The organism is Pseudoxanthomonas taiwanensis (genome assembly GCF_010093135.1).
GTDB lineage: Bacteria > Pseudomonadota > Gammaproteobacteria > Xanthomonadales > Xanthomonadaceae > Pseudoxanthomonas > Pseudoxanthomonas taiwanensis.
The window spans coordinates 1-11,188 of record NZ_PDWK01000077.1 but is presented as its reverse complement, the minus strand read 5'-3'; the positions used below and the strand labels follow the sequence as shown (position 1 = coordinate 11,188).

The following is an 11,188-nucleotide window of genomic DNA, read 5'->3' as shown; positions in this document are numbered from 1 at the left end:
CCCACTGCCGCCCCGCGCACCGTCGACGCCACCCGCACCAAGACCACCGCCCCGGCCCCCATCCACCCGGCCCGGTCCCTGCCCCCCCCCCCCCCCGCCTGCGCCCGCGTCCGATCTTCCCCCGACCCCCGGAGCCCCGCCGATGAACCACCGCACCCTCCTCATGCTCTCCACCGCCCTGGCCGCCGCGGCGGGTGTAGCGCGCCTCCACCGACAGCACCTCGGGCCGGCAGTGGCGCAGCAGGTCCAGGAAGATGCGCTCCACGCACTGCTCGTGGAACTCGCGGGGCTCGCGGAAGCTGGCCAGGTAGCGCAGCAGGCCGGCCCGCTCCAGGCGCGGGCCGCGGTAGTGGATGGACACGCTGGCCCAGTCCGGCTGGCCGGTGACCGGGCAGTTGGACTTGAGCAGGTGCGAGCACAGGGTCTCCCCGACCACCGTGCCGGCATCGGCCTTGAGTAAATCCGGCCGCGGCGGGCCGTAGCAGTCGATGTCCGCCTCGATGCCGTCGATGCACTCGTCGTCCCCGTCCGTGGCCAGTGGCGGCAGGCCGAAGGCCACCACCACCGGCGCGCCGGCCGCGCGCGACAGGTCCCCGGCGATGCGGGCGCGCACCGTCTCCGCGTCGGGGAAGCGGGTGCCGTTGAGCGAGTTGAGGTAGAGCTTGAGCGACTTGGATTCGATCAGGTTGGGCGAATCGCCCGGCACGTGCAGCGTGGCGGTGGCCACCTGCGGTTTGCCGCGGCCGTCCAGCCAGCCCAGCTCGTAGGCGTGCCAGCGGTCGTGGCCGGAGAACGGCAACGGCGCGGACGCCTCCAGCCCCAGCTCGGCGCGCGCGCCGGCGCGCGGGATCGGGAACAGCAGGGACGGGTCGTAGCGGGTCGGGTAGCTGACCTCGCGGCCGAGGCTGGAGTCGTGGGGGGTGTTCATGCGCGCATTCTAAGGCCGCGCCCGTCCGTGGCCGTGGTGCCGGTTCAGCGGGTGGCCGCGACCAGGGCGATGGCCGCCAGCGCCAGGACGATGCCGGCACGGTTGAGCCGGGAGGTGCGTTCGCCGAAGGCCAGCACGCCCACCAGCGTGCCCAGCGCCACCACGCCGATGTTCATCGTGGCGAACACCACCGCCGGGCTCTCCGGCAGGGCCTGGTGTGCGCGCACGTAGAACAGGATGTTGCCGAAGTTCAGCACGCCCAGCAGCAGGCCGGCCCCCAGGCTGGATGCCGCCAGCGGCGCGCCGTGCCGGTGCCGCCACAGCTGCACCGCGAGCATGCCGGCGAAGGCCAGGACGAAGGCGCCCTGCAGCACCGCCAGGGACGGCGTGCCGGCCATGGCCACGCGCTTGAGGACCACGTCCACCAGCGCGAACCCGGCCCACACCAGCAGCAGCAGGCCCCAGGCGCGGCCGCCGGCGGTGGCGGCCGGATCCGGCCGCGCCAGGATGCAGCCCACCGCCAGCAGGCCCAGGCCCAGCCCGGCCAGCTTGGCCGCCGAGGCGCGTTCGCCGAACCAGAGGAAGGCCGCGCCCAGCGACAGCAGCAGCGACAGGCGCTGGGCCACGTCGGTGCGGACGATGCCGGCGTGACGCACCGAGGCGGCCAGCACCAGGAACAGCGAGGGCAGCACCGCCGCCAGCACCAGCATCTCCGGCCACGGCGCACCCGGGCCGCGCAGCGCCTGCAGCGGCGGACGCAGCAGCAGCGCGCACAGCGCGGCCGCGGCCAGGTAGTTCCAGGTGACCATCTGCGCCGCGTCCCAGCCGCGGCGCGGCGCCAGCTTCAGCAGCACCGACACCAGCACGCTGCAGGCAACGCTGGAAAGCAGGTAGGCCATGGCGGGGAGGGTCGGAAGGGGCCACCATTGTAGGCCGCGCACCCGGCGCGCACGGCGCAGCGTCTATCATGGGCGGCATGGCACAACCTCCCTTCCCCACCACGGCCACGACGCTGCTGCTCGATGGCCCGGCCGGCCCGCTCGAGGTCGCCGTCGACCTGCCCGAGCCGGAGGTCGCGCGTCCGCTGCTGGCCGTGGTCTGCCACCCGCTGCCCACCGAGGGCGGCACCATGCACAACAAGGTGGTGACCATGGCCGCGCGCGCGCTGCGCGAACTGGGCGCGACCACCATCCGCTTCAACTTCCGCGGCACCGGCCAGTCGGCCGGCAGCTTCGACCACGGCCGCGGCGAGCAGGACGACCTGCGCACGGTGGTGGCCTGGGCGCGCCAGGCGCGCCCGGACCACGCCCTGTGGCTTGCCGGCTTCAGCTTCGGCGCCTTCGTCAGCCTGCAGGCCGCCGCCGGCCTCCGGCCGGACGGGCTGATCTCGATCGCCCCGCCGGCCGCCGGCCGCGGCTGGGACTTCTCCGCCATCGAGATCCCCGACTGCCCGTGGCTGGTGGTGCAGGGCGACGCCGACGAGATCGTGGACCCGCAGGCGGTGTACGACTGGATCGACTCGCTCCCGCGCAAGCCGCAGCTGGTGCGCATGCCCGAGACCAGCCACTTCTTCCACCGCAAGCTGATCGACCTGCGCGGCGCCATCCAGCACGAGGTCAAGGGCTGGCTGTCGCAGGCATGAGCGCAAGCGGCGTGCGCACCCCCTCGCAGGTCTACGCCGAGGGCGCCGCGGCCGGGCGCTGGCGCAACGACCCGGCGCAGCACCCGGCCCTGCGCGAGCTGGACCGCATCCACCAGGCGCTGCTGGCGCCGCCTTCCGGCGGCCTGCTGTCGCGCCTGTTCGCGCGCCCGGCGGCGCCGGTGCGCGGCCTGTATTACTGGGGCGAGGTCGGGCGCGGCAAGACCTTCGTGGTCGACCTGTTCTACGAATCGCTGCCGTTGCCGGTGTACTCGCCGGGCACGGGCAAGCCGCAGGTCAGCAACGGCAAGTACCGCACCCACTTCCACCGCTTCATGCGCGGCGTGCACGAGCGCCTGCGCGAGCACGCCGGCGAGGCCGACCCGCTGGCGCACATTGCCCGGCGCTGGCGCGGCGCGCTGAAGGTGCTGGTGCTGGACGAGTTCTTCGTCACCGACATCGGCGACGCCATGCTGCTGGCGCGCCTGCTGGAGCGGATGTTCGCCGAGGGCGTGACCCTGGTGACCACCTCCAACACCGCGCCGGAGAACCTGTACCGCGACGGCCTGCAGCGCGCCGGCTTCCTGCCGGCGATCGCGCTGCTGCAGCAGCACTGCGTGGTGCTGCGCTCGGACGGCCAGGAGGACTACCGCCTGCGCGCGCTGACCCGTTCCCCGGTCTACCGCGCGCCGCTGGACGCGGGCGCGGAGGCCTGGCTGGCGGAGCGCTGGCGCGAGCTCAGCGGCGGCGACGCGGCCCACGGCGGCAACATCGAGATCGACGGCCGCAAGATCCCGGTGCGCGGCCGCGGCAAGAGCATCGTCTGGTTCGACTTCGCCGCCCTGTGCGACGGCCCGCGCGGCACCACCGACTACATCGAGATCGCGCGCGAGTTCAACACCGTGCTGCTGGGCGGCATCCCGCGCATGGGCGCGCTGAACGAGGACGTGGCACGGCGCTTCGTCAACCTGGTCGACGAGCTGTACGACCGCCAGGTCAACCTGGTCTGCCCCGCCGACGCGGCCCCGCCGCACCTGTACGACGGCCAGCGCCTGAGCGGCGCGTTCGAGCGCACCGCCTCGCGCCTGATCGAGATGCAGAGCGCCGAGTACCTGGCCACCCCGCACCGCGCCTGAGCCTCAGCGCGGCGCCGCGCGCAGGCGCCAGGCGTACAGCCACAGCCCGGCGAAGGCCAGCAGCGCCAGCAGCAGCGCCGCCAGGGCCCGTCCGCGCCAGTGCGGATCGCGGTGCAGCGCAGCGGACTGCAGCAGCATGCCGCTGCCGACCAGCAGGAACGCAGCCATCGCCGCGATGCGGTGGACCAGCGCCTCCAGGTCGTCCACCGGGTACCTGGGTGCCGGTCCCGGCCAGGCGGCGGTGGCCGCCAGCGCCAGCGTGCCCGCGACTCCAGCGTGCGCCGCAGTTCCAGCGTCAGCAGCACGATGCCCAGGGCCAGGCCGTAGTACGCCGCGCGCAGCCACGCGCTCCAGGCGCCGGACAGGTACAGGCTCAGCGGCGCCAGCCAGGGGTCGTATTCCGGGCGCAGCGCCTGCACCGCCACCGCGGCCAGCAGGAAGTGGGCGAGGCTGCCCAGCACCAGGGTGCTGGCCACGGACCTGGGGTCGGGGGCAGGCATGCGCATGCCGGCAGTGTCGCAAAGGCGCGGGGCTGGCGCAGGCGCCGGACGAGTCCGCCAACAGGGTGTCGTTCCAAGATATGGGGTTGCCATGATCCTGGTATCCCACTATCTTGTGTCGCGTCGGTACCCGCGCCGCGGCGCGGGTTTAAAAGGGAAGTCCGGTGGGCCGCAAGGCGAATCCGGCACTGCCCCGCAGCGGTAACCGGAAACGAACCCGCACCAACGCACTGGGCCAGGGCCTGGGAAGCGGCGGAAGTAGGCGGAGGGAAGCCTCCACGTCCGGAAGTCCGAAGACCTGCCGACAGCCGCGCCAAGCACACCGCGCGGTGCCGGTCACGGAATCCCCGGAGGGGGGAAGACTGGCGAAGCAGGGTCCGCCGCAGCCGCGCTGCGTCGCGGCCGTTGCGACGCTGCCTTCGCATCCTCCGCATCCGCACCGGATCCGCGTTCCCCGAGGGAGGGACGCGGGGTGCATCACGCCACGGAGGATGCGCATGACATCCCAGGACACCCCCTCACTGGTCGCCGACGCGGCCCCGGCCACCGCGGCCATGGCCGCCACCGGCGACGCGCTTGCCGACGCCCCGGTTCCCACCCCGGCCGCCGCGCGCGCGGCCGCACCGGCCCCGCCGCCGGCAGCCACCACCTGGATCACCAAGGAGGCCGGCAACCGCCGCCTGCCATTCGACCCGGCGCGCCTGGAGCGCAGCATCGATGCCATCCACGCCGAGTTCCCGCAGCTTGAGATCGACGGCTACAAGCGCGCGGTACTGGGCTTCGTCGCGCGCAAGCAAGCGCTGTCAGCCGACGACCTGGTCGACCACCTGATCCGCGAGGCGGAGGCGCGCGTGGACCTGGCCGCGCCGGAATGGGAGTACTTCGCCGCGCGCCTGTACCTGCGCCGCCTGTACAAGCGCGCCAGCCGCAACCGCTTCTACGACGTGGCACAGAAGTACGGTTCCTATGTCGGCCTGCAGGAGAGCCTGGCCGACCGCGGCATCTATTCCAACGACATCCTGCGCGCCTATTCCAAGGAGGAGCTGGAGGAGGCCGGCCGCCTGATCGACCCGGAGCGGGACAAGCTGTTCACCTACAACGGCCTGTACCTGCTGGCGACCCGCTACCTGGCCACCGACGCGGCGCGCAACGTCTACGAGCTGCCGCAGGAGCGCTGGCTGACCATCGCGCTGTACCTGATGCAGGACGAAAAGCCCCGTGAGCGACGCATGCAGCTGGTGGGCGAGGCGTACTGGGCGCTGTCCAACCTGTACATGACCGTGGCCACCCCGACCCTGCAGAACGCGGGCAAGGTCGGCGGCCAGCTGTCCAGCTGCTTCATCGACACCGTCGACGACAGCCTGCAGGGCATCTACGACTCCAACACCGACATCGCCCGCGTGTCCAAGGGCGGCGGCGGCGTGGGCGCATACCTGGGCTACGTGCGCGCCGCCGGCGCGCCGATCCGCGGCGTGCCCAACTCCTCCGGCGGCGTGGTGCCGTGGATCAAGCAGCTCAACAACACCGCCGTCTCGGTGGACCAGCTGGGCCAGCGCAAGGGCGCGGTGACGGTGTACCTGGACATCTGGCACCGCGACATCGAGGCGTTCCTCGACCTGCGCCTCAACAACGGCGACCAGCGCCTGCGCGCGCACGACGTATTCACCGCGGTGTGCATCCCGGACCTGTTCATGGAGGCGGTGGAGCGGCGCGGCGACTGGTACCTGTTCGACCCGCACGAGGTGAAGCAGGCCAAGGGCTGGTACCTGCAGGACTTCTACGACGAAAAGCGCGGCGAGGGCAGCTTCCGCAGCAAGTACCAGGAGCTGGTCGAGGACGAGCGCATCGGCCGCAGGACGGTCAAGGCGATCGACCTGTTCAAGCGGATCATGGTCTCGCAGCTGGAGACCGGCAACCCGTTCATGTTCTACCGCGACGAGGTCAACCGGAAGAACCCGAACAAGCACTGCGGCATGGTGTACTCGTCCAACCTGTGCACCGAGATCCTCCAGAACCAGAGTCCGACCCGGATGATCCAGGAGGTCATCTCCGGCGACCAGATCGTGACCACGAAGCAGGCTGGCGACTTCGTGGTCTGCAACCTGTCCTCGATCAACCTGGGCCGCGCGGTGGTCCAGGCCGAGGGCCAGGGCGACCTGATCAGCGACGTGCTCGAGCGCCTGGTACCGATCCAGGTGCGCATGCTCGACAACGTCATCGACCTCAACCAGCTGCCGGTGCCGCAGGCGACCATCACCAACCGCAAGTACCGCGCGATCGGCCTGGGCACCTTCGGCTGGCACCACCTGCTTGCACTCAAGGGCATCCACTGGGATTCGAAGGAGGCCGAGGACTACAGCGACGCGCTGTACGAGCGGATCAACCGCCTGGCGATCCAGGCCAGCATGGAGCTGGCGAAGGAAAAGGGCACCTACCCGGCCTTCCCCGGCAGCGACTGGCACACCGGCGCCTACTTCCGCGAACGCGGCTACAACTCGCCCGAGTGGCTGGACCTGGCCGCTCAGGTGGCGGTCAACGGCCTGCGCAACGGCTGGCTGCTGGCGGTGGCGCCGAACATGTCCACCGCGCAGATCGCCGGCTCCAGTGCCTCGATCGACCCGGTCTACTCGGCGTTCTACTACGAGGAAAAGAAGGACTACCGGCGCCCGGTGGCCGCACCCGGCCTGTCGCTGGAAACCTGGCCCTACTACGAGAAGGGCGCGTGGAAGGTGGACCAGTTCGCCTCGGTGCGGCAGAACGCGCGCCGCCAACGCCACGTGGACCAGGCAATCAGCTTCAACCTCTACGTACCTTCCTCGATCCGCGCTTCGGTGCTGCTGGAGCTGCACCTGGAGGCCTGGCGGCAGGGGCTGAAGACGACGTACTACGTGCGCTCGAACGATATCGACGTGGCCGAGTGCGAGTGGTGCAGTAGCTGACCGCGCGTTCGCCCTTGTCAGCTTCCACGGTTCGCGCTGCGAACCGCGGGCCCCGCTCATCAGCCTCCACACCCTTGCGCCTTCGGCGCGCCCCCCTGACTCAGGGGGGGCTTTCCTAGAGAGAGAGAACGACCATGAATGCTGTTGCCGCACCGCGTACTGCCACCCGGCTGGACCGCATCCGCATCCTCGAGCCGCGCCATCCCAACCGTTCGACCGGGATCATCAACGGGACCACCTCGGGCATCCTCAACTGGAACGACATCCCCTACCCGTCGTTCTACCGCGCCTACAAGGAGCTCTCGACCAACTTCTGGATCCCGGACGAGGTCGACATGAAGGGCGATGCACGCCAGTACGGCGAGCTGTCGGCGCGCGAGAAGAACGCCTTCGACTCGATCATCGGTCTGCTGGCCACCCTGGACTCGCCGCAGACCCGCTTCATCTACAACGTGGCCGAGTACATCACCGATCCGGCGGCGCACGCCAACGCGGCGATCATCGGCCAGCAGGAAGTGATCCACAACGAGAGCTACAGCTACGTGCTGGCCTCGATCACCGACCTAGCCAACCAGAACCGGGTGTTCGAGATCGCGCGCACCCACCCGACCATCCTGCGCCGCAACGCACCGATCATGGCCGCATACGAGGACTTCATGCGCGAGAAGACCGCCGAGACCCTGCTGCGCGCGCTGATCCAGTCCTCGATCCTGGAAGGCATCAACTTCTATTCCGGCTTCGCCTACTTCTACAACCTGGTGCGGCAGAACCGGATGGCCGGCACAGGCAAGATCATCAGCTTCATCAACCGCGACGAGCTGGCGCATACCAAGTTCATCAGCGAGGTGATCCGCGCCATCGTCGGCGAGAACCCGGAACTGCAGACCGACGAGCTGACCGACTACGTGCACGTCGCCTTCCGCCACGCGATCGAGCTGGAGACGCAGTGGACCGGCGAAGTGCTGGACGGGATCGACGGCATCGACGTGGACGAGATGATCCGCTACGTGAAGTACCGCGCGAACAAGATGGCCGGGATGCTGGGAATCGAGTCGCTGTACACGGAGACCACCGACAACGTCATGCCCTGGATCCGCGCCTACGCCGACAACTTCACCGAGACCAAGACCGACTTCTTCGAGATGCGTAATGCCTCGTACAAGAAGACCAACGCGGACAACGGATTCGATGAGCTATGAGCCACGTGACTCGTGATTGGTCATTCGTGATCGGAAAGAGCAAAGCTGCTTCGGCGCCAATCACGGGACCCGGACATTGACCTCGAACCATCGCCTTTATCGAATCACCAATCACGGCCTTCATGCGCCTCCTGATCGCCTACGCATCCCTCAGCGGCAACACCCGCGACCTCGCACGGCAGGTGCGTGGGCACTGCGAGGCGCATGGCCACGCCGTGACCTGGCTGGAGGCGGGATTGCACGCGCTGGCCGACGCGGGCGATCCGCGCCATGACCTCTACCTGCTGGGCAGCTGGACCGACAACGGCGGGCGCACGCCGGCGGAGATGAAGCAGTTCATCGCCGACCTGGTCGCGGCCGTGGGCAAGCCGGCCAACGTGGCCGTGTTTGGCACCGGCGAGACTCAGTGGGGCGAGGAGTACTACTGCGGCGCGGTACGGCGCATCGCCCGCTTCTTCGATTCACCCTTCCCGCGCCTGGAAATCGAGCAGATGCCGCATGGGCAGCGCGATGCGCTGGCCATCGCCCGCTGGACCGACCAGGTGCTGGCCGCCACCGGAGCCGCTGCCCATGCAGATCCTGCACGCCGCCTCGCCTGAGGCCCATGCCGCCGCGCTGGCGGCCCATCCCCGCCTGCTGGTGGACTACTGGAAGGACGCCTGCCCGGGCTGCACCATGCTTGATCTTGCGCTGCGCAGGTTCGCCACCGAGCCGGCCGCGCAGGGCCTGGTGCTGCTGAAGGTGAAGCTGGAGGAGGTCGGCGAGGACTTCTTCCGCGGCCTGGGCCTGCGCCAGACCCCGACCCTGGCGCTGTTCCGCGATGGGGTGGAGACGGCGCGGCTGTCAGGCTTCCAAGGCCCCGCGCAGCTGGCCGCGGCGGTCGCGGCGTACCTGTAGCCGTCGCCTCACGCGCGCCTTTCCCTGGATCGGCGATGATCGGGCCGGGCCAACAGGGAGAACGCCGCCATGTCCGAAGCCGTCCCCGCCGAAGCGCGCCCCACCGAGGCGCGCCTGATGAACATGGTCTTCCCCGACCACACCAACCACCTGGGCACGCTGTTCGGCGGCCAGGCGCTGGCGTGGATGGATATGGCCTCCTTCATCGTCGCCTCGCGCTACGCGCGTACCACGGTGGTGACCGCGCGCTCGGAGCAGGTGGACTTCAACCAGCCGATCCACAAGGGCGACCTGGTGGAGGTGATCGCGCGCCTGATGAAGGTGGGCCGCAGCTCGATGAACGTTGAGGTCGAGGTGATCACCGAGAACCTGCTCAGCGGCGAGCGCAAGCTGTGCACCCGCGGGCAGTTCGTGATGATCGCGCTGGATCCGCTGGGCCGGCCGACGCCGGTACCCAAGCTGTTGGCGGGCGCCGCGGCCGACTAGGCCACCCCGGGATCGATCCCGGGATGGCGCTGTTGCCAGGCGGCCAGCGCTTGGCGGTACTCGTCCAGGGCTTCGGCGTAGAGGTCGTACACGCAGATCGGGCAGCCGCTTTCGCAGCACTCGCCGGGCAGCGGCGCTTCGGGCGGCTGCGGTGCCGGGTCGTCTTCGGTCCTGGGATCGGCGGGGAGCATCGGCAAAGCGTATCCGATTGGCCGGGCCTCTGGCTGGCACCCGGCGTCGCCGGCAGGTCGCCCATGTCCCGGGAAGGCGCACCCGCTGGCAGGATGTTCAGCCCAGTTCAGGGCCTTCACCCTGTCTGCCAGGATGGCAAGCAGGCGGACTCCGGACAGCGACCCGGCATTGCCAGGCACGCGGCCATTTGCGACTCCGGGCAGACGCTGCCACCATCGCGGTGCGGGGTGGATGCGGGAACACAAGCTTGGCCACGGCCAGGCAGTGCTCCAGTCGAGTCAAGGCTGTCAGAAGTCCCCTTGGCCCCCGCGCTCCCAAACTTCCCGATCCCGTCGTGGAAGGCCGTGACGCCCCGCGAACGGGTCTCCCCGTCGAAGTCCAGGCGGATGACGGTCACCTCGCGCGGCGACGCATCGGTCACCAGGTAGACGCGAGGCAGCGCGGGATCCCTCACCGGTTCTCCGGTGCGCAGGATGGAACGGGCACGCCGCGCTCCCCTCGCTTGGGGGCGCTCTGGGCAGCGACCATGAACGCCTGACAGGCATCCGCCGCCCTGTTGAACAGGGCATCAACGTCAGGATCGCCGTTGTGCGCCTCGTAGAGTTCCACCAGCTCGTCCGCCACGGCCGGGTCATCAGGTCGGCGGCTGCGCCGGTCACGGACCGGAGAAGATCGTGGCCTGGCCAGCCGCATGATGCGGCAGGCCACCCCGCGCGGGTTCAGATCCTGCCCGCGCTCTGGCGCGACCACGACAGTCGGGTCCTTCCTGTTCAGCAGTCACTTCCAACTGACCATCCTCGTCGTCCGTGGGCAGCTGTTCGGCGTCGGGTCCGGGTTGTGAGAGAAGACCGTGATGGTCTGGCCGTCCCGACAGTTCGAAGCTGCCGGGCAGGCTTGTTCAGATTGCTGCGGTCGATAACGTGACCGGGCGCGCGTTGCGCGGGTGACGTGTGGCGTTGTTGCGGCGTTTTCTTCGGCCGCGTGCATGGAGGCGATCCGGCACGCCTATCGGACCGTTTAGGAAGTTCAGGAATGTGTGCTCAACGGGGCAATGGGTACCGCCGATACACCGGATTGCCCCCGAGTGGGGCTGTTCCGCCAGCGCGCCCGCCGCTGCGCGGACAACTCCCCTTCCCCCAAGGTCACCATGAACGAGTTCCTGCAACGCTTCACCGTCGGCAAACGCATGTTTGCCGGCTTCGGCCTCATGCTGCTGCTGATGGCGGCCATCGCCGTGGTGTCGGCCATCTCGCTTTCCACCGTGCAGTCGCA

At 69.8% G+C, this 11,188-nt stretch carries 11 protein-coding genes, 1 pseudogene and 1 riboswitch; of the genes and pseudogenes, 7 read left to right on the top strand and 5 right to left on the bottom strand.

Translation table 11 applies throughout. The features are described 5' to 3' along the window. Positions 1-181 precede the first annotated feature (181 nt). Positions 182-928: pseudogene (gene queF / locus CR938_RS12395) on the bottom strand (NADPH-dependent 7-cyano-7-deazaguanine reductase QueF); the annotation flags it as partial. 44 nt (positions 929-972) lie between these two features. Further along, a complete protein-coding gene (locus CR938_RS12390; protein WP_162125313.1) occupies positions 973-1,827 on the bottom strand; it encodes an EamA family transporter in 855 nt (284 codons plus the stop codon). 77 nt (positions 1,828-1,904) lie between these two features. Here CR938_RS12390 and CR938_RS12385 point away from each other — a divergent pair, with 77 nt between their 5' ends. Then, positions 1,905-2,570 carry an alpha/beta hydrolase gene (locus tag CR938_RS12385; protein ID WP_162125312.1) on the top strand — a complete coding sequence of 222 codons (666 nt, stop codon included), beginning with the start codon at positions 1,905-1,907 and terminating at the stop codon, positions 2,568-2,570. After that, on the top strand, positions 2,567-3,703 hold the full coding sequence (gene zapE / locus CR938_RS12380; protein WP_162125311.1) for a cell division protein ZapE: 1,137 nt from the start codon (positions 2,567-2,569) through the stop codon (positions 3,701-3,703). The genes CR938_RS12385 and zapE overlap by 4 nt, the downstream gene beginning before the upstream one ends. A 3-nt stretch (positions 3,704-3,706) precedes the next feature. Here zapE and CR938_RS14445 read toward each other — a convergent pair whose 3' ends face one another. Beyond that, positions 3,707-3,910: a hypothetical protein gene (locus CR938_RS14445; protein WP_211365231.1), complete on the bottom strand. Its 204-nt coding sequence runs from the start codon at positions 3,908-3,910 to the stop codon at positions 3,707-3,709. A gap of 400 nt (positions 3,911-4,310) precedes the next feature. Then, positions 4,311-4,524: riboswitch (cobalamin riboswitch) on the top strand. A 176-nt stretch (positions 4,525-4,700) separates the two neighbouring features. Here CR938_RS14445 and CR938_RS12370 point away from each other — a divergent pair. The 5 genes from CR938_RS12370 (at position 4,701) to CR938_RS12350 (ending at position 9,724) form a co-directional block, all read left to right on the top strand. After that, positions 4,701-7,142, top strand: coding sequence for a ribonucleoside-diphosphate reductase subunit alpha (locus CR938_RS12370; RefSeq protein ID WP_162125310.1), 2,442 nt, complete (start codon positions 4,701-4,703; stop codon positions 7,140-7,142). A gap of 134 nt (positions 7,143-7,276) precedes the next feature. After that, complete coding sequence (locus tag CR938_RS12365; RefSeq protein WP_162125309.1) at positions 7,277-8,341, top strand: ribonucleotide-diphosphate reductase subunit beta; 1,065 nt, start codon at positions 7,277-7,279, stop codon at positions 8,339-8,341. 122 nt (positions 8,342-8,463) lie between these two features. Beyond that, on the top strand, positions 8,464-8,940 hold the full coding sequence (locus tag CR938_RS12360; protein ID WP_019397436.1) for a flavodoxin: 477 nt from the start codon (positions 8,464-8,466) through the stop codon (positions 8,938-8,940). Continuing rightward, positions 8,912-9,238 carry a thioredoxin family protein gene (locus CR938_RS12355; RefSeq protein ID WP_162125308.1) on the top strand — a complete coding sequence of 109 codons (327 nt, stop codon included), beginning with the start codon at positions 8,912-8,914 and terminating at the stop codon, positions 9,236-9,238. Before CR938_RS12360 ends, CR938_RS12355 begins: the two co-directional genes overlap by 29 nt. Positions 9,239-9,307: 69 nt before the next feature. Beyond that, positions 9,308-9,724, top strand: a complete 417-nt coding sequence (locus CR938_RS12350; RefSeq protein WP_162125307.1) for an acyl-CoA thioesterase — start codon at positions 9,308-9,310, stop codon at positions 9,722-9,724. On the opposite strand, the gene CR938_RS12345 is transcribed toward CR938_RS12350, so the two are convergent. Next, positions 9,721-9,915, bottom strand: coding sequence for an oxidoreductase-like domain-containing protein (locus CR938_RS12345; protein WP_162125306.1), 195 nt, complete (start codon positions 9,913-9,915; stop codon positions 9,721-9,723). The two genes, CR938_RS12350 and CR938_RS12345, sit on opposite strands and share 4 nt — an antisense overlap. 451 nt (positions 9,916-10,366) lie before the next feature. Continuing rightward, complete coding sequence (locus CR938_RS12340; protein ID WP_162125305.1) at positions 10,367-10,540, bottom strand: hypothetical protein; 174 nt, start codon at positions 10,538-10,540, stop codon at positions 10,367-10,369. Positions 10,541-11,188 lie beyond the last annotated feature (648 nt).